General features: G+C 43.4%; 20 protein-coding genes. 2 read left to right on the forward strand and 18 right to left on the reverse strand.

The features are described 5' to 3' along the window. The first annotated feature begins 128 nt into the window (after positions 1-128). Positions 129-1,181 (forward strand): ABC transporter substrate-binding protein, encoded by a 1,053-nt coding sequence (locus A8806_RS03100; protein ID WP_109729673.1) that lies wholly within the window; start codon positions 129-131, stop codon positions 1,179-1,181. A gap of 89 nt (positions 1,182-1,270) precedes the next feature. Here A8806_RS03100 and A8806_RS03105 read toward each other — a convergent pair whose 3' ends face one another. The 9 genes from A8806_RS03105 to buk form a co-directional block, all read right to left on the reverse strand. After that, positions 1,271-1,888, reverse strand: coding sequence for a flavodoxin family protein (locus tag A8806_RS03105; protein ID WP_109729674.1), 618 nt, complete (start codon positions 1,886-1,888; stop codon positions 1,271-1,273). Positions 1,889-1,935: 47 nt separating this feature from the next. Continuing rightward, positions 1,936-2,880 carry an AEC family transporter gene (locus tag A8806_RS03110; RefSeq protein WP_109729675.1) on the reverse strand — a complete coding sequence of 315 codons (945 nt, stop codon included), beginning with the start codon at positions 2,878-2,880 and terminating at the stop codon, positions 1,936-1,938. A 159-nt stretch (positions 2,881-3,039) separates the two neighbouring features. Beyond that, positions 3,040-3,444 carry a NifB/NifX family molybdenum-iron cluster-binding protein gene (locus A8806_RS03115; RefSeq protein ID WP_109729676.1) on the reverse strand — a complete coding sequence of 135 codons (405 nt, stop codon included), beginning with the start codon at positions 3,442-3,444 and terminating at the stop codon, positions 3,040-3,042. 120 nt (positions 3,445-3,564) lie between these two features. Continuing rightward, positions 3,565-3,912, reverse strand: a complete 348-nt coding sequence (locus A8806_RS03120) for a DUF134 domain-containing protein (protein ID WP_109729677.1) — start codon at positions 3,910-3,912, stop codon at positions 3,565-3,567. A gap of 102 nt (positions 3,913-4,014) precedes the next feature. Next, positions 4,015-4,353 carry a FliH/SctL family protein gene (locus A8806_RS03125; protein ID WP_146203250.1) on the reverse strand — a complete coding sequence of 113 codons (339 nt, stop codon included), beginning with the start codon at positions 4,351-4,353 and terminating at the stop codon, positions 4,015-4,017. 315 nt (positions 4,354-4,668) lie between these two features. After that, positions 4,669-5,463: an alpha/beta fold hydrolase gene (locus A8806_RS03130; RefSeq protein ID WP_109729679.1), complete on the reverse strand. Its 795-nt coding sequence runs from the start codon at positions 5,461-5,463 to the stop codon at positions 4,669-4,671. Positions 5,464-5,470: 7 nt separating this feature from the next. After that, on the reverse strand, positions 5,471-5,854 hold the full coding sequence (gene acpS, locus A8806_RS03135; protein ID WP_109729680.1) for a holo-ACP synthase: 384 nt from the start codon (positions 5,852-5,854) through the stop codon (positions 5,471-5,473). After that, the gene (locus A8806_RS03140) at positions 5,851-6,759 is read right to left on the reverse strand and encodes a phosphate acyltransferase (protein ID WP_181368558.1); all 909 of its coding nucleotides are present in this window, start codon (positions 6,757-6,759) and stop codon (positions 5,851-5,853) included. The genes acpS and A8806_RS03140 overlap by 4 nt, the downstream gene beginning before the upstream one ends. After that, on the reverse strand, positions 6,752-7,840 hold the full coding sequence (gene buk / locus A8806_RS03145) for a butyrate kinase (protein WP_109729682.1): 1,089 nt from the start codon (positions 7,838-7,840) through the stop codon (positions 6,752-6,754). The genes A8806_RS03140 and buk overlap by 8 nt, the downstream gene beginning before the upstream one ends. Before the next feature lie 116 nt (positions 7,841-7,956). Here buk and A8806_RS03150 point away from each other — a divergent pair, with 116 nt between their 5' ends. Further along, positions 7,957-8,535, forward strand: coding sequence for a TetR/AcrR family transcriptional regulator (locus A8806_RS03150; RefSeq protein ID WP_181368559.1), 579 nt, complete (start codon positions 7,957-7,959; stop codon positions 8,533-8,535). Between the two features lie 66 nt (positions 8,536-8,601). Here A8806_RS03150 and A8806_RS03155 read toward each other — a convergent pair whose 3' ends face one another. The 9 genes from A8806_RS03155 to A8806_RS03195 all read right to left on the reverse strand — a co-directional run bounded on the left by A8806_RS03155 (position 8,602) and on the right by A8806_RS03195 (position 18,823). After that, positions 8,602-9,018 carry a Zn-ribbon domain-containing OB-fold protein gene (locus A8806_RS03155; RefSeq protein WP_109729684.1) on the reverse strand — a complete coding sequence of 139 codons (417 nt, stop codon included), beginning with the start codon at positions 9,016-9,018 and terminating at the stop codon, positions 8,602-8,604. Positions 9,019-9,037: 19 nt separating this feature from the next. After that, positions 9,038-10,333, reverse strand: coding sequence for a thiolase family protein (locus A8806_RS03160; RefSeq protein ID WP_109729685.1), 1,296 nt, complete (start codon positions 10,331-10,333; stop codon positions 9,038-9,040). Between the two features lie 15 nt (positions 10,334-10,348). Next, positions 10,349-10,582 carry an acyl carrier protein gene (locus A8806_RS03165; protein WP_109729686.1) on the reverse strand — a complete coding sequence of 78 codons (234 nt, stop codon included), beginning with the start codon at positions 10,580-10,582 and terminating at the stop codon, positions 10,349-10,351. Positions 10,583-10,861: 279 nt separating this feature from the next. Continuing rightward, positions 10,862-12,220 (reverse strand): MATE family efflux transporter, encoded by a 1,359-nt coding sequence (locus A8806_RS03170; protein ID WP_109729687.1) that lies wholly within the window; start codon positions 12,218-12,220, stop codon positions 10,862-10,864. 66 nt (positions 12,221-12,286) lie between these two features. Beyond that, the gene (locus A8806_RS03175) at positions 12,287-13,330 is read right to left on the reverse strand and encodes an ABC transporter permease (RefSeq protein WP_109729688.1); all 1,044 of its coding nucleotides are present in this window, start codon (positions 13,328-13,330) and stop codon (positions 12,287-12,289) included. After that, positions 13,320-14,852: a hypothetical protein gene (locus tag A8806_RS03180; RefSeq protein WP_109729689.1), complete on the reverse strand. Its 1,533-nt coding sequence runs from the start codon at positions 14,850-14,852 to the stop codon at positions 13,320-13,322. The genes A8806_RS03175 and A8806_RS03180 overlap by 11 nt, the downstream gene beginning before the upstream one ends. A gap of 18 nt (positions 14,853-14,870) precedes the next feature. Further along, positions 14,871-15,716 carry a carbohydrate ABC transporter permease gene (locus A8806_RS03185; protein ID WP_109729690.1) on the reverse strand — a complete coding sequence of 282 codons (846 nt, stop codon included), beginning with the start codon at positions 15,714-15,716 and terminating at the stop codon, positions 14,871-14,873. Beyond that, on the reverse strand, positions 15,700-16,668 hold the full coding sequence (locus A8806_RS03190; protein ID WP_242995938.1) for a carbohydrate ABC transporter permease: 969 nt from the start codon (positions 16,666-16,668) through the stop codon (positions 15,700-15,702). The genes A8806_RS03185 and A8806_RS03190 overlap by 17 nt, the downstream gene beginning before the upstream one ends. Next, on the reverse strand, positions 16,577-18,823 hold the full coding sequence (locus tag A8806_RS03195; protein ID WP_109729691.1) for an extracellular solute-binding protein: 2,247 nt from the start codon (positions 18,821-18,823) through the stop codon (positions 16,577-16,579). The genes A8806_RS03190 and A8806_RS03195 overlap by 92 nt, the downstream gene beginning before the upstream one ends. Positions 18,824-18,993: the final 170 nt, after the last annotated feature.

Raw genomic sequence — 18,993 nt, forward strand, 5'->3', positions numbered from 1 at the left:
TATCAAAACCAGTCGCAAATTACCACATATTATTCCCGATTCGGAATCCGATTATCTTTGTTTCTGGAACCGATTCCTGAATTTCTCATATATTATAAGTGATTGAATTATGTTACAGGAGGAAATTTATGAAAAAGCGTATACTTGCCGTACTTCTGTGTGCGGCTATGATCATGGCTGCCCTGAGTGCCTGCGGCTCGAAGGATACCGGAAAAGAGACTTCTGCAAATACGAAGTCAGGAACAGAGAAGGATGATACTCAGAAAGAAATGATGGATGTTACCTTAAACGAAGTTGCACACTCCATTTTTTATGCGCCAATGTATGTGGCCGTGGAAGAAGGATATTTTGCAGATGAAGGGATTAATCTCGATTTGGTATGCGGATTTGGTGCAGATAAGACCATGACCGCTGTCCTTTCAGGTGAGGCTGACATCGGTTTCATGGGTTCTGAGGCTTCTATTTATACTTATAATGAAGGTGCCAACGACTATGTTGTCAATTTTGCACAACTCACCCAGCGTGCGGGGAATTTCCTTGTTGCACGTGAGGAAATGCCGGACTTCTCATGGGATGCTCTCAAAGGCAGCACCGTTCTCGGCGGAAGAAAAGGCGGCATGCCGGAGATGGTCTTCGAGTATATCCTGAAGGAGAACGGAATCGACCCGGCAAAGGATCTGGAAATCAATCAAAGCATCGACTTTGGCTCAACTGCTGCAGCCTTCGCAGAGGGAAAAGCAGACTATACAGTTGAATTTGAACCCGGTGCAACTTCTCTGGAATCAGAAGGAAAAGGCTATGTCGTTGCTTCTCTCGGCGAAGACAGCGGCTACGTACCTTACACCGCTTACAGTGCAAAACAGAGCTATATCGAGAAAAACCCTGACGTCATTCAGGGATTTACCAACGCACTCCAGAAAGGAATGGACTACGTTCAGTCACACACTCCGGAAGAAATTGCCGAAGTAATTGAACCTCAGTTCCCGGAAACAGATTTAAAAACAATCACCACGATTGTTACCAGATACTATGATCAGGATACATGGAAAGATAATCTGGTATTTGAGGAAGACAGTTTTAATCTGCTCCAGGATATACTGGAAAGTGCAGGAGAATTGGAACAAAGGGCTCCTTACGCAGATCTCGTGACAACTGAATTTGCTGAAAAAGCAGCGAAATAATTGTCAGATGCCCTATCCGGCCGGAAAACCAGCTTCTATTTCCGGCCGGACAAAATCCAAATTCTGCTGCACTGCCCCATGCATTTTAACTATCTTATAAAATTAGTACCGATTCTTTCTTCCTTTTCCGGCAGCCCGTATTTTTCTTTGCCAAGTGCAATGCTCTTCATCAGAAAAGACATATTCGCTGCCAGTGTCCGCATAATCTGCAGCCCTTCTTCATCCTGTACTGCCTCACCGGCATTGTTCCCATGAAGGCTGTTCCAGTACTGGCTGGACGCTACAGGCATCCCGCAGATGGTAAAATATTTATTCAATTCGTCAAATGTCGATGATAATCCGCCCCTTCTCGCAGTCACAACACTTGCCCCTGTTTTCATCGTTTTATCAAAGGATGTGCTGTAAAAGAGCCTGTCAAGCAGTGCAATCAATGTGGCATTTGCAGACGCATAATAAACAGGACTGGATACCACCAGACCATCTGCGGCCTCGAATTTAGGGGCTATCTCATTCACCAAATCATCTATCACACATTTACCGTGTTCGAAGCAGTAACCACAGGCCATACATCCCCTGACAGCCTGATTTCCAACCTGAATCACTTCTGTCTCAATCTCATTCTGGTGAAAAACCTTCACCATCTCCTGAAGGGCAATGTAATTGCTTCCCTTTGCATGTGGACTTCCGTTTAATAATAGTACTTTCATAAATCCTTCCTCCTTTTACAATAAAATATCGTTCTAATCCATCCGCTTTACAGCATTCCCATGTTCTTGAGAATATAGAGCCAGCCTGTCAGACTGAAAGCGCTGAACAGTGTAGTCAGCATGACCACGCTGGACGTCAGAATGCCTTCGTGCTTCATATTTTTTGCCATGACAAAGCAGCTTACGGTTGTGGCCGAACCCAGCATAACCAGGATGGCTACGAGTTCTTCTTTCCGAAACCCCATTTTCACAGCCAGCGGCAGGAACAGGGCACAGTATCCAATCAGTTTCATAAAGGCCGCCAGAAGGGCCGGGCGTACTTTAGAAAATGCTTTCTTAATATCAAAGGTGGCCCCCATTGCCATAAGCCCCATCGGGGTAGCCATTGCCGCTACACTTGTTACGGTTTTTTCCATAACGGGCGGCATCGGGATTCTAAGCAGGGACCAGAGAATTCCGGCAGCTATTCCTAAGATAATCGGATTCTTCAGGATTCCCTTTCCTGTACTGACCAGCATCTCCTTATCCAGTTTACTCTCTCCCGGACCAAACAGCGACAGGACAATGACCGCCATGATATTATAGATCGGCACACTGCCGATAATCATGAGCGGCGCTATATGAGCTGTTCCGTATACGTTTTGTATGATTGCAATTCCAAGCAGCGCTGCGCTGCTCCTATAAGAAGCCTGTATGAATTCTCCTTTTATGGCCTTATCTTTCCATATCAGGGAGATGACTGAAGAAATCCCTATGCTGAGCACCGTGACTGCCGCACAAAACAACACAAATCTGCTGTCCCATACACTGCGGATATCAACGGATGCAAGATCATTAAATACGAGGACCGGAAGAGGGACGACAAATACAAACTTATTCATTTTTGCCGCAAAATCTTCCTCTATCCATCCGATTTTTTTGAAAAAAAGTCCCAGCATCATTAACAGAAAAACCGGGACAGTAGCATTTAAACTAAATATTAAATTCTCCATGACTGCCTGTGCTTTCTAATTGTTCTTGAATTTACTCCATATAATTATAGATGCAATCCCATAAATTTACAATAGAGGAAACACAAGGAGACATGAAGCAGAATTTCATTTCCGACTTCATGTCCCCCTTAAGTAGCCAGTTACTTCTTATAAGATAAACTAATTACCTGCACACCCGTGTTTGTCTTCTCCGCAGGAGTGGCTTCCGCAGTCATGTCCTTCTGCATGATGATGATGGCTGCACATCGTATCCGGATTATATGCAAGTGTCCCTTCCAGCAGTGCCTCCACACTGGCATCTGCATCTCCGGTCACTCCCGGGTACAGTTCCATACCGATATCGGCAAGTGCCACGCGGGCGCCGCCCCCGATTCCGCCGCAGATCAGGGCCTGTACATGATGGTTCTGGAGAAATCCTGCAAGTGCACCGTGTCCGCTGCCAGCCGCACTCACGACCTCTGATGATACGATCTTTTTGTCCTCGGTCTCATAGATCTTAAAGTTCTCACAATGTCCGAAATGTTGAAATACCTGTCCGTTGTCATATGTTACTGCAATTTTCATATTGAATGCCTCCTTGATGATTACTTGATTTAATCCATCTTCTGAGTGGGCAATACAGACTCAGATTGGCGCCTCAGCCTAGAGGATATGAAATGATTGTACAACTTTTTCCGGCATATGTCAATTATTATCACTGCAGTGTCTCTGGATGCATCTCCTGCGGCAGCACTCCTTTGCCTTTGGGCAGATTTCATACACACCGCCCCCGATTTTTAATTTTCTGCCTTCCACGAGCGTTTCTGCCAGCTTTTTTCTTGCCGAATCATAAATGGACTGTACAGTAGTCCTTGCCACATTCATCTGCTGTGCACACTCCTCTTGGGAATATCCCTGATGGTCGATCAGACGGACAGCCTCGTATTCGTCAATCGTCATTATTATCTCTTCCCCGGAATCTATCTTTGCAGGGGCAAACTCATCGATTCCCGGCATCTCGCAGATTCGTCTGCACTTAACCCGACGTCCCATGTACCACACCTCTCATCTTAAAAACGGAAACAAAATATATCATTTATTCCATTGTCAAATCTATTTTTACCAGCATCGTAACTATTCAGAACCCATGAACAGTTACTCCGTATCTTCTTTCTGTATTTCCTCCACCAGCTTTTCAATAACAGAAAGATCCTCCTCCAAAAGCTCAGCGATTTGAGCCGCAGAATGGCCTTTTTTAAGTTTCTTTTGAATCTGGGACTTCAGATAATCCATGTTGCCTTTCTTATATCCGTCCTCGAATCCATCCTCGAATCCACCCTCATACCCAGACTCGTATCCTTCTTTGCGAAGTGAATCATAATGGAGTTTGTCGTTAAAGTTTGAAAGTATCATATTAACCACCTCACCGCGGTTCTTTCTAAGAATATCAGCAAGTATCCCCTCTTCTATACATTCATCCACCGCCCTGTTCACAGCATCCTCCAAAGCAAATTTCCTGCTCAGGTATCCCCGGACATAGTTGCTCTGTTAATTCGAAACTTGCGTCCAATCTTCTTGAACCGTTTTAAAACAATATTCGCCATATGTTTCCTTCCTTTCATTTTATCATAATCAGTTTGGAAAAAGTAGTTATTTCTACCAGAATAAAATAATAAGAAACAGAATGTAAAAAAGAATAAATCATCAGTAATACTTTTTTACGGTTAATTACCTTTTAGAGAAATCGTTATTTCTGTTGTTATGAATTTCTGATATAGTTTCATCAGTCTCTGAAATTTTACAATTTCATCATTCATACCCTAAACAACATTTAAGAATTTTGGAAAACTCTGATGCATGATCTCTGGGACAATTATGATAACCAGGAAATCCAACCACTTGAAATGGGGTTTTTTCACATATTTTTTGGATTCCTTTCCAGAATATATTACCATAAGAACCTTTGCTACATGCAAATATTGTTCGATCCTTATCCATCTTATCATATGGTACCTTCGAACAAAAAATATGAAAAAACTCATTTTTAATAAAATGAAAATAATTAGTCATCATATACTCCTGTTCACGTATTGTAGGCGGCGGGGATTCCGGGTCCCCATCCCCCATTAATTCAGAAAAGCGTATCATCGCAAGAGAATATTGCTCTTTACGAATTAACTCTACAATAGCTTGAATCCAAACTGCTTCGATACTATTTTCAACTACGGATGATTCCTCAAAAGGTTCAAATAATATCAGCTTTGATACCCACTCTGAATATCGAATTGCGAATTTTGCTGATACTGCACACCCAGCACTGTGCGCAAATAAAATAATCGGCTCTCCGATATATTCCAATATCATTCGTATATCTTCAACCTGAATTTCCAAGCTAAAATTATCTGTTGGATATTGATTGCTTCTGCCATAACCTCGTCGATCAAATGTAATCACCCTAAAATTCTCCGAGAGACTCTCTTCAGCCTCATCATAGAAACTACTGTCACATGCAGAACCGTGAACCATCAAAAGCACAGGCCCGGAACCTTTCTCTCTGACATATATATCTGTGTTCTTATTTTTGAGAAATAATTCTTTGTCCATCTTACTCCTATTCTGTTTTTTCGGCTATGGCATAGGCTATAACCAGACCATCGTCTCCAGAAAGTGAAATATGTATTCTATCAACATCAGCAAGAAGTAAAAAATGTTTCAGTTCTTCTGTAATGATTACATACGGTGCACCATAAACATCATGACTACTCTCAATCTTTCTAAAATCCAGACCCGACTTAGGAATGAGAGGTATAATTGCTTTGAATACGGCTTCCTTTACAGCAAACCGTCCAGCCAAATATTCTGCACAATCATTCTGTAGCGCTTCTGCCAATTCGGATTTACTGAATATATTTCGAAGAAAATGCGTTTCTTTGATTTCAAGCCAATTTTGGATATCACTTACATGCACTAAATCAACACCGATTCCCCGAATCATTTTTCAATTCTCATTGATTCCAGTACAGCGCAAAGAATTGAATAATATTTCGTATCAAAGCTGTCTGTTCTGCTTGTAAATACAACCGGAGAAGTGGTTCCACACATAATACTTGCCGTTGGAATATGTGCAAAAAAGTGTAATGATTTATGCAATATATTACCGGCACATAATTCTGGGATCAGCAGAATATCTGCACGACCTGCCACTTTACTGGAAATTCCCTTGTGTTTTGCTGCCTCTAAACTAACAGCATTATCCAAAGCAAACGGACCTTCCACTGTGATACCATTATCCCATTCCATCATAGCAAGCTCATTCGCTTCCATACTGCTGACAATATTGGGAGCTGGATTTTCAACCGCAGACAGCACAGCTACCTTTGGTTTGTCAATCCCTAAAATATTTGCCAGTTTTGCTGCATTTTTAATAAGTAGCTTTTTGTCTTCCAAATCCGGGGCAACATTCAATGCACAGTCTGTTATCAATATCAAGCGCTCTTCATCAGGATAATATACAACTGTTGTTTCACTTAAAATAGTATCCATATCCATCAATCCTCTAAGAGGATTCATGATAGAAGTAAGGTATGTGGTGCTCTGCATCTTTCCCTTCATAGGAATATCTGCAATTCCGTCATTAACCATTTGGAAGGCTAATGCTGCAGCCTTATTTTCTGCTGGTTCGTGAATAATCTCATAATCCGAAGCAGGTTCGTTGCAACTTGCCAATAATTCTTGAATAATTGGCTCATCTCCTATTAAAATACCATCGACAATTTTTTTTCGTTTGGCATTTACTACTGCCTCCAATGCCACTTCATCATGTGCTCCGCACAAAACAAGTTTTTTTCTTTTATCGCTAGTTAAAACATATTCTTCTATTTCCTGAAAATTTTTAAACATATTCATTCCTCATTGATTTAAAATTTTTGATTTCCTCTAATCCAGTTAATCCATCATAGGCACGTTCGCATAACGCCTCCATCTCCCGTTCTCCAGGCAGTATTTTTACTGGTGCAATAAAGGTGACGCGATCACAGATATGCTGTGTGATGAATTTGGAGTTTGCCATACCACCAATCATTAAAATTGCGTCGACATCGCCTTTAAGTACAGTAGCATAGGCACCGATATCCTTTGCCGTTTGATAACACATAGCATCAAGCACATCATATGCATAGGAATCTCCTTCGTTTATCTGCTTTTCAATCTGTCGAATATCTGTACTTCCAAGATAAGCAACAAGCCCTGCTTCACCATTGATATGACGCATCATTTCCGAAAGTGTATACTTTCCGGAATAACACAGCTTAACGAGTTCTCCAATCGGGACTGAGCAACAGCGATTATTTGAAAAAGGACCTTCTCCTTCCAATGCATCCGGCCCATCTATCATATATCCTTTTCTATGTGCAACTACGCTGATTCCTCCACCAAGCATGACAACAATCAGATTCAGGTCTTCATAATTGCAGCCGATAGAATCCGCATAGTATCTTGCCATTGCCTTTTGATTCAATGCTTGAAAGCAAGATCTTCTGGAAATCTCTTTAAGCCCGGAAATTCGAGCAATAGGTTCAAATTCATCGGTTGAGGGAGTATCCAGTGTCAACGGTACCGTTTTTTTATCTTTGGTTAATTCATAGGCGATACGAACCCCTACAGAACAAACATGAACGCCGTATTCACCACTTTCCACCTGTTCAAGCATAGCTTCGTTGATATAATACAATCCACCCGGAATCGGTTCCGTTTGACCACCCCGCGAAACAAATGCATCTAAATCATCAAGTGCTATATTGTGCTCGTCCATATAATTTATAATACACTTTGTTCGATAATCCTGTTGATCAAAAACACTTTTAAATCCCTGGATTTCATTGCTGTCATGAGCAATACTGTCTTTGATAATACAGTTATTATTTTCGTAATAAGCCACCTTCGTTGAAGTAGACCCTAAGTTAATAGCAAATATTTTTTTCATAATCTGAAAACTCCATTTTTAAATGTTTTTCTTAGATAACTCCAGATAATCAATTTTTTCTTGTATTTTTACCCTGTTTCTTATATTATTAAAGTTAAGAAATGGGAGGTATACATTTGAAAAATACCAATTGTAAAACAAAAATCCGAGATACCTTCTGGGATTTATTAAGTACAAAAGATATAAATCAGATTCACGTAAAAGAAATCACTGAAATATTAGGGATTAATAGAAGTACCTTCTACCTTTATTATGACTCCATTTATGATATTCTTCAGGAAATAGAGGATAATTTTTTTGTTCAAACAGTCTCTTCCGTGAAGCTGTTTGTTCGTTTTCCGTTGGAAGACCGGTATTTCACATTCCCACATCCTGGTATAATCGATTTTCTTGAATTTTGTCGCAAAAACAAAAAACTCATTAAGGTATTGCTGATTGATCGCAAAGATCCAAAATTTATAAATGAATATGAGCAACATATTAAAGAAACCTTCTGCCAAAAGGCCGTAAAAGAGCATTATATCTCTTCAGACATTGATCCACGGTTTCAAAACGCATACTTCAAACAAATGATCGATGGTCATCTGTCGTTTGTTCGCTGGTGGATCGAGAATGATGATGATATGCCGGATGAGCAAACTGCATTGCTTGTGTATCGATTAATGTATGCTCCGTTTCGATACATCAAACCATGATTCATAGAATTCTATAAAATCAGAACCCCATTTAGGGTTCTGATTTTCATTCTGAACCTTCATCCATTATTCGTCTAATTCCCAAAACAACATCTTATACCCGTCTCGCTGCACGATACAAGGTTTTACTGGAACCGGTAATTTTGCATTCAATTCTTCCAACCGATCCTCACCTACCTTCAGTACTACAGTATTCATACCGTCCAAAATATCTCCTTCTTCAATCTGTACAATAGCCCACATAAAATCGCCATATTCTTCTGTCAGCCCCGGATTATTCTGCATCATAGACTGCGGTATAAAACAAGTAGCATATGCTTTACCGGATATTTCACACCATTCAGTATCCAAATGTCCGCATTCATTGCATGCATAATGAGGTGGAAACTCAATATGTCCGCATTCAGGACATCTGCGCCCCAATAATTTTCCTTCTTCGAGGCCCTCATACCATTTCTTAACAATTCTTTCTACGCGTTCCATCTATATCCCTCCTTATGCTTTAAAGTTTATTCAGAATCTGAACAGTAACATTCTGTCCGCCACCGAAACCACGTAACATTGCATACTGCGGATCTACCTTCACTTGAGTCCGTCCCATTTCTCCACGAAGCTGTTTGACAGCCTCAAAGATATCGTGAAGGCCCGATGTTCCATGTGCATGGCCATACTGACAACGTCCTCCGTTTGTATTAATCGGACGATCGCCGTCAAACGCAGTTCTGCTTTCTAACATATATTTCCATCCTTCTCCCTTCGGAAGGTATTCGCATTCCTCTGCTGCAAGAAGTTGAGAGGAATTAAAGAAGTCATTCGCATAAAAAATATCCATATCAGCTCCAGTAAGTCCTGTCAACTCCTTAATCTGTTCATAGGCACCCGATGTAGCGTATTTCTCCAAATTACCGATCATTCCATTCAATGTTGCATGTCCTGTTCCAAGAACTTCAATCGGATGATCCGTATACTTATATGCCATTTCTGTTGGACAAACAATAAGGGCTGCCGCACCATCGCAACGTAGTTCAAAATTGGAAACTCTCAGATATCTGGTAAATTTGGGATTATACTGCGAACGGATATATTCTTGGTCTGTCATGCCTACTTCCGCTGCTTCTTCTGCATAGGTTTTATCATTAAGTGCTCTTGGATTAAGCGCTGCAGCACGACGGCAGTCAATAGATAGCTGACACAACACGTCATCTATTTTATCAGCGGTCAATTTATTTTCTTTTACATAGGAATCCAACCAGCTGTCACAGACTAGTGGATTTGCACCTAAACTAGGAGCTGCGTAATCCTTAGAATACAATTTATCTAAGCCTTCGGAAATATACAGGTCATTATCAAACTGTCTTCGCATATAGGATGGTTTTCTTGGTGTTGCAAGAGACCAAGACATATCACATCCACCTGAAAGAACAATATCATATGTACCTGAAGCTACTGCCATAACCGCCTGTTCCAGTGCAATATAACCGGAACAGCATGCCTCAGAATGATGGGCACTGGCTTTTCCCTTCATGCCAAACCAGCTGGAATACTGGGCATTCGGAGTTATATAACCGCCCTGTAGTGCCGGCATCGCGCAAGTACTGTAGTAGAATTCTACATCTTTTGCTGTAATTCCGGCATCTTTCATTGCTTCGATTGCTGCTGCACCGAACATTTCCAGATCGCTAAGTCCCTCTGTATCCGGATTATCCATAGTATACATATATGGAGTAGCGCCAACACCAATAATTGAAACACTTCTGCTTAAAGGTTTGAGTGCCTTATTTTTTATTTTTTTTGCCATAATATTCCCCTTTCTTTACTTTAACTGTTCATTAACTTTGTCTATCATGTCGCCAATTGTTTTGCAAGCAGATGCCTCCAGGTAAGTAATTCTCACACCAAAGGTTTCCTCCAATAAAGAGGTCAAACCAACCATCTGCAAGGATTTTTTTGATAGAGATTGAATTTCTGTTTCCCTTGTTAAGTCCTCCTTATTTGTTCGGTATGAAATTGCTACCAATTCGAGAACTTTGCTTTCAACATTTTCCATTGCAATCCTCCTTTTTCTGATTTGTTTATCTGTTTATAGTGTATAGTTTTAAATTATTATTTGGAACAACATATCACAATAAATGAATAGTAAGTTCCCATTAAAAAAATAATTTTGTACAAAAAAAATCGACACTTAAATAAAATTGTCGATTCAAATTTTTCTAAAATGTAACTATGCGAAATTCAAAGGACGTTTCTGAAAAAGTGAAAAAAGAAGCGGCCCCGGGGCCGCCTCACTCTGTCAAACTATTTTAAATCTCTATTTTTCGCATTGTTCCTAACCTTCTGCGTCTTCTCTTGTCAGCTTCCGTATCCAGTTGCCATAATGTGACTCCAGAAATGCCGGCACGCATTTAAAGATCTGGTCCGCATTCAGGCAGCATACAACGACCGCCGGAGAAGCCTTTACAACAAATGCCATGACAAACGACAGCGGTATAACGATCATCCAGATACTGATGAGGTCCATTTTGACAACGAACATCGCATTCCCGCCTCCCCTGATGATTCCGTTGTTGGTCGGCATCTGGTAGGACATGCCTACACATACGACACTCAGGATGATCAGGAAGGTGTTCGCCATCTCTTTTGTGGATGCCGATAAGTCATACAGGCTCAGGATCGGAATCCGGATAAAGAATAAAATGATGCCGGACAAAACACCTATTACAAGGAACAGTCTCTGCAGTTTTCCCGCGTACCGCTTTACACGGTCTATATCACCTGTCCCGACTGTTTTTCCGATGATAACAGATGCCGTGGAGGCAGCTCCCACAGCGGTGGACTTTACCAGCAGGAACACCGTTGAAGCCACGCTGTTTGCCGCGATGGCTGCTGATGTCATATGTCCCAGAATCGCCGTCTGCAAGGCCGTATTCACGCCCCACAGCCCCTGCACCAGTACCATCGGCCCTGTAATTCTGACATAATCGTTTCTCAGGACCTTATCAGACTGCAGGTAATCCTTCAGCTTTATTCTGAGATTCTTCTCCTTCTTCACCATATATATAATTAGGATACCACACTCCAGAATCCGCGCCGTCAGTGTACCCACTGCCGCTCCTGCAGTCCCCATCTCCGGAAAGTGGAATTTCCCATAGATCAGCAGGTAATTGATTCCGCAGTTTACAAAAAAGGTCATAATAGAAAGCTGAAATGCAATCTTCACGATCTCCGTACTGCGCAGTGTCGCAAGTAAAAGCTGCGTCACTGCAAAGAACAGATATGTAAACCGAATAATCCTTAAATAATTTACACCTTCCTGTATGATCGGGCCGTCTGTAGTAAAGATCCCGACTGCCTGATAAGGAAAGATACTGACGGTAAGAAACAGAATCACAGCTACAGACAAACCAATCCGCATAGCGATAGCCGCAATCTTTTTCATCGGTTCTGTCTGCCTTTTCCCCCAGTACTGGCTGCCTATGATGACAAGCCCTTCCCCGAGCGCCGTTAATACCTGCTGAAAGACAAATTGTATCTGGTTCACCGCTGCCACACCCGCCAGGGATGTTTCACTATAAGCCCCCAGCATCATATTATCCGCCAGATTGACGCTGATTGTAATGACATTCTGTAAAACAAGCGCTGCATATATGGAAAAGAAATTCTTATAAAAACTCTTGTTCTCTGACAATTTTCCCTCTCCCTTCGTATAACATTTTCATTATACGCGCCTGTCCCTGCCTTTTGCAATTATATTCTAATCTTTTTCACGCCGCCTGTACAGATAAGCCCCCATAAAAAGCAGGCTCCCCCACGCAAGATAGGCACTGTTCCTGCTGTGTTTTATGAGTGCCGCATCCCCGGGAAGCTGCTTTGATCCGGCTATATTCTGTGCCGACTGCACCAGTTGTTCGGCCTTTCCCTGATAAAAGCTAAAATCGGACCATCTTTTCGGGATATAATCCAGACTAAACCGAAAGCTGAGTCGGATTCCGGCAAATATCAATGCGGCCAGGCCTATCCCCCAAAATGCAAGCAGCACATTCCTCAGTACAACTATTTCAACCATACTTATCTGCCTTTTCAGTACAATATATCCATAAATAATAATGGCCCAGACAGGAAGCGTCAGGAAGAGGAAATTAAAGGCCGAATAATCCCCTCCTGCCAGAACTGTATCCGGAGTACCAAACTCCTGCTGGATAAGCCAGCTTTCGGCCGCTGATACAGCGGTCCTGCTTTTATAGACCATTTCGATATTGGAAAACCCAGATGCATCCGGATTCTGAATCCACAGCATTTTCCTTTTTTCTTTGATAATACCACGTATCACATAATCCTCCTGGTTCACAGTCAGTGTTTTTCCGGCCACATCACTACTCCCAAACAGAGCCCTGGCGCCTTCATCACTGATGGCGCAGCCCCGGTTGTCCCCTTTCGAAGGATACATGCCGTCTATGCGCTGTCCGGGCAGAATTTTTTCCAGATCACCGTACCCCTCTATCAGCGAAAAATCCCCTTCACTGAAATATTCCCCTGCTGCCGCCTCAATCCGGTCTTTTATGTTCCAGAGAGTCACTTCCGGTATCTCACCGGCCTTCTTTTCTAAATTTGTCTTTTCTCCGCGAATCTGCTCGTAATAACTGTCAAGCTGTTCTGCACTTACTGTATTCTTCTCAAACCTGACATGTATGATCGTTTCTCCTGCATGTATATAAGAATATTCTGCAACAGAAAGCACCAGAAGGCCAATGCTGAACAGGAGCAGTATTCTCTGTATATATTTTCTCTTACTGGTCAATTCGCACCCTGTCTCCTTCTTCTATTTCTTTGCTGCTTTCTTTGATTACCTTTGTTTTGTCTGTCAATGCTCCTTCCACGGCTACCCTGTTTAAGTCCTTTGCCTTTTTTACCAGACTGATTCTCTCCGTCACATATTCCTCACCCAGAATCGTGTTTGTTTTTCTGACCGCAAGGCAGTATGCCCCTTTTGAATCCTCGCGGACCGCTTCTATCGGCAGAATCCAGTCATACCGGATATCGGACTCTTTCTCAATCACATACGCACCTTCCATACCATCCGAATATTCGTCCCCTTCTATCTTGGCGGTAATATACCGTATGTCATCCTGATTCTGCTTTGTTCCGTCACCAGTGCCCCCTGCCGCCCCGCTTTCATCCCCGGACCGGTTCTCCTCTGTCCGGATGCTCTGGATCTTCAGTTTTTTCTGTCCCTTCATGCCGGTAAACTCTGCAAGTATCGTATCCCCTTCTTTCAGCTTCAGGGCATTTTCTTTATCCACAGGGGCTAAAAACTCGTAACCGCCTGTTCCGATCCGTATATATTCCTGTCCTGAAGTGACCATGCCCTCCGACAGGCTGTTCTGCGTAATGGTTCCTTTCACAGTCGATTTTATAACGCCTTTCGCATCCATAATATCCTGCAGCCTTTTTATGGCCTTCTCCTGCTGTCCGATATCTATCTTCAGACCTTCAAGTGTCAGGTCTGAGCTCTGCTTTGCCTTCTGTTCATTTGCATTTGTATTCTCATCCTCTGTCTGGGCAATCTCATATGCCGCCTGAGCCTGGTCAAGTGCATCCTGCATGGCATCCACACTCTGCTTCAGAGACTCAATCTGTGTCTGCTTTTCTGATGCTGTGCGCTCCAGTTCCTGATCAATGCTGCTGATGGTCTGGTCGTATGCCGCTTTTGCCTCCACATTCTCCTCACCGCCCTGCATCAAAAATGTATCATATGCCGCCTGTTTTTGCTCATCCGCCTTCCGCTGTCTTTCCGCCGCCTCCTGATTCTCTGTATTTACTGCTTCATCCAGTCTGGCAGATGCCTCCTGATAATTGTTCCGGGCCATTTCCAGATTCTTTTCTGCCAGATAGGTCTGGGGTGTCCGGGCGTCCGGCGTCTGGCTGATCTGCTCTTTCTCAAACTGCAGGCACAGCTGTTCCAGCTTATCCTTCTGCTCATCCAGTTCTCTTGAAAGCTCCTCTGTATCGATCAGTACAAGGGGATCTCCTGGTTTTATATTCGTACCGGGTTTTGTAACCTCCTTAACCCGCAGATTTGCGGGAACCGTCACCAGATCCCCCTTCGACGCTCTTATGCTGCCTTTTCCCTTTATCTTATATTTTAAATTTCCCGAGGACGGTTTTTCAAGCCTGACCTTGGGGACAATCACTGAATCTGCTGCCCTTGACACAATAGTACACAGTACCATCACTGCAAAAAAGATAGCAAGCAGTTTTCCCCAGAATGCTTTTGTCTTTATCTTCTCTTTTACGTTCTTACGCCTTGTTCTTTGAGTCATAACTGTCCAACCTCGCTTTTATTCTTTCAGCCCGGAAGCCGCAATTCCCTGTTCCAGATACTGCTGCCCCCACAGAAACAGAAAAACAGCCGGAAGCAGCATAACGATTGATGCCGCAAAAGAAACATTGATCTTATCGGATGTAATATTCGGTAAATACAGAGACAGCGGCCATAAATTCTTTGTTTTCAAAAATGTCATCGGCTGTTCAATGACATTCCAGTATTCCAGAAATCCCAGAATCATGGCAGAGATAATCCCCGGCAGTGCCATCGGGACGCCGACCATACAGAAGACCTTAAATTCACCTGCCCCGTCTATTCTGGCAGCTTCGATCAGTGAATCCGGGATTCCTGAAAATGCTTTTGACATGATAAATACAGGGAATGTGTTGAATATGCCGGGAAGGATAAGTGCCAGATGTGTATCCAGAAGCTGAAACTGCTTCAATACAAGGTATCCCGACACCATTGTTACCTGAAAGGGCATGATCATTAATATCATATAGAGAAGCATCAGGATGTTTCTGCCCCTGAATTTATAGCGTCCCAGTGCCCATGCGGCCGGTGTCCCGATTAAAAGTTGGCCGAGAAGGACTGGAAATACCTGTCTGCATGAATTCCAGAACATCACGAAGAATCCGGGGGAATCCAAAAGCAGTTCCACGTATGGTTCCAGAGTGGGATACTTCGGCAGCAGAGAAAAATGTGCCCTTCCGTCAGCGCCTGCCAGGACTGCCCCTGTATTTTCAATCAGCTCCCCCTTTCCCATAAAGGACTGCGCCGCCATGTACAGCAGAGGGAGCCATATAACGCTGCTCAGCAGGACTAACCCCGCCGTGATCCATCTATTTTTTCTTTTCATGTGTCAGATGCACTCCTATTATAATTAGTGATGCAGCGGCTGCCATCATGACAGAGGCAGCGCTCATCTTTTGTATGTCAAGCTTTACAAACCAGTTATTAAAAAGGTGTTGCAGCATGTAAATGCTCTTGTGTGGATAATCTCCGGCGATCAGATAGGCCTCCCTGAATACTTTAAACGAATTGACCAGTGATAATACGGCAATCATCGCCACGGTCGGTCTTAGAAGAGGCAGGGTAATGTGAAAGAAACACTCCTTTTTCCCCGCGCCGTCCATTCTGGCCGCCTCATAGAGAGAATCCGGGATTTCATTTAGTCCGGCCAGCCACAGGATCATGTCATACCCTGTGTTTTTCCAAAGGTAGCTGAACACAAGGACATAAAATGCAGACGGTCCGTTCATCCAGTCTGTGGGACTGATATGGAACCGCTCAATAAAACCGTTCAAAAATCCGTGGTTATCAAATACAAGCCGCCACAATACCACGATAGAAGCGACCGGGATCGCCATCGGAAACAGGAATATCGTCTTAAGCAGCTCACGAAGCCTTGTAATACTGCTGATAAGAACAGCCACCGCCAGGGAAAGGAGTAAAAGCAGGGGGATGCAGGTCACGATAAAACGCACCGTATTTGACACCGCCAGCTGAAACGAACTCTTTCCGATTACAGTCAAATAATTATCCAGTCCCGTAAAATTCACGCCCACTGCGTCCATAAAGGAACGCCTGAACACATCTAAGAACGGAAATAGGATAAAGATCCCCACTCCCGCCAGGCTTGGCAGGAGGAAAAGAAACCTGCCGGGGTACCGTATCCCCTTTCGTTTTCCCCCTGCCATATGCATAGAAGGCACCGCGCTATTCAGAAAGGTAGGTATCTGCTTTTTCAGCGATATCTTTCGCTGCCTCTTCGGCCGTTCTGCTGCCGTCAAAATATGTTTTTGCTCCATCCAGTATCATCTCTCCTATGATGTCATCCTTCTGTACCGGTTTTTTCAGTTTCTTTCCCATATCGGCCAGAGACTGTACCTCACTTCTGTGGGGAAGTGTAATATTCTCCGTCACTGGTTCTGTTTCATCTTCTTCGCCATCTGTAGCAGATGCGGCAGATGAAATACTTACACTGCCGTTGGCTTCATCGGGTTCTTCCTCCAAACTCTGTATCAAGGCTTCCATTGCCTTTTCATTCACCGGGAAACCGCAGTCCACATCTACAGTCTGTACGTCCTTGGACAACAACGTTTTTACAAATTCCCTGGCGAGCTCAGTATTCTTGGAAGCCTTATTGATTCCTACAAGGTCATGGGGGGTATAAATGCCATTCGTATCCGTTGGTTCTGTACCTGTTTTTCTCATGTAATGATAAGGCATCATCATACTCTGAATCCCTTTGATTTCATATGATGCAATCGTATCCGTTTCCTCCAGGCTTCCCACCTTCCCGACATTCCAGCCTGAGTCCGGGGTTTGTGATCCTCCCCCGAAAAATATGGTTCCTTCCACGCCGTCCGATTCTACGGTTTTTCCCGCTGTCTCGATTAAGGAAGCAAGTAATTCTGTATCAATGCTTTGTTTTTCATCTACAATCTCATCATAGTAAATATTTAACAACAGGCCCATAACCTTATTTTTATCGGCCATCTCCATTAAATCATTCCATTTATGGTCTTTCATGTAATCTATCAGTGTATTTGACGATTTCAGTATCCTGGCTTTTTCACTGCTGCCCATCAGGATCGGGACACCATATCTGGTCGGAATCTGATATATTTTGCCGTTCTTTTCGTAAGGATCTGTTATATTCGCGCTGATTCCATCCTCTTTATCCACAGCATCCAATATGCCGCCCAGATCAGCTAATATACCTTTTTCAATATAAGACTCTGCCGGCAGACCATCCAGCATAATCACATCAGCGCCGCTGCCCCCCAGCAGTTCCGTATTCAGTGCACGGATGCTGTCCGCCTTTGTTCCGGTTCCCTCTCCGGCACTGCCTGTCTTGTATTCGATTCCCACATCCGGATTGTCCTGCTGGAACTTCGCAATCGCCTGCCGTACCGCACTGCTTTCTGTCAGCCCGTAAACAGTCAGCATCTGGGAAGGCTTAGCTTTTGCAGTCTTATCATATACATACCGGTAAAGCTGGTAAGTCGTCTCTCCGCCTGCAGTCTGTGTATGAAACAGTACCAGATATGTCCCTTTTTCTGTCTCCACAAGGTTTATGGCACCCGCCTGCGGAATACCGAATGCGGACGCGTTTTCACTAATCAGGTCCTCTGCCACACTTCCCCCTTTTGTCAGGTGGTGCAGCCCCTTGGAATCCGCATAAATGCAGTCATTCTCCTCATTGATTTTGACAATGCCGTCACTCGTCATGTCAGCATATTTGATTTCATCCCTCACTTCGCCGGTTGCTGTATCATAGTAGATAAAACCAGTCCCGTCCTGATTTCCCATGATAAGGTCTTTTCCGCTGACATCCATGAGCATGGACAGAACTCCGGTATACTCCCCGCTCTGGAAGCTCCTGATCAGATCCCCTGTCTTCTGGTCATACATCCTTACCTCTCCCGTAACCGGAAACGCAAGGAAGAGGTTTCCGTCGGAATCAACCGCCATGTTCGAAACAATCGGATACATATCCATATCTCCCTGGCTGGCAAGCTCTGGTATCACAATCTCTTCACTCGTGCCGTCCCCTGCATCTCTGACCACATGGGATTTATTCTCATTGTCAAAAAACAGTGCATATAGTTTACCGTCTTCTCCCCTTACTATATTGCTGAACTCTCCTAATGTGCTGCCCGCATGATCCAGCCAGGCCGCATCACCTTCTGTAAAATTACCGTCCTCATAGTGGTATGCCCCGTATGTTCCTGCCAATGTGTTATAGGTATAAAGCCAGGAATCACTCTCTTCCCCTGCAGTCAGCGCTATCACATTTTCGCCTTCTTTCACAGGAAGCTCAACTGGTTCCTCTACATATCTCCCCATCGCCTCCTGACCGCCTTTAGCATCTTTATCTTTTTTACCTGAACATCCCGTTATCCCGGCCGCTGCCAGCGCCACCGCAAGCAGTACTGCCGCAAATCTTCTTATTTTCATTGAATCGTCCTCCGTTTCTTTTTAAGTACGTCTTTAGTCTAGCAAACATTTCTCTAAAAATCTTTTAAGGATTCTTAATGTTTTTACAGATTTTTTAGAGAAATCTTTGCTATACTATATTCAGCAGCTTCGCTGCTTTCATTTCTTTGAGAATAGAAAGGATCCGATAT

It is taken from the genome of Faecalicatena orotica (assembly GCF_003149245.1).
GTDB classification, from domain to species: Bacteria; Bacillota; Clostridia; order Lachnospirales; family Lachnospiraceae; genus Faecalicatena_A; species Faecalicatena_A orotica.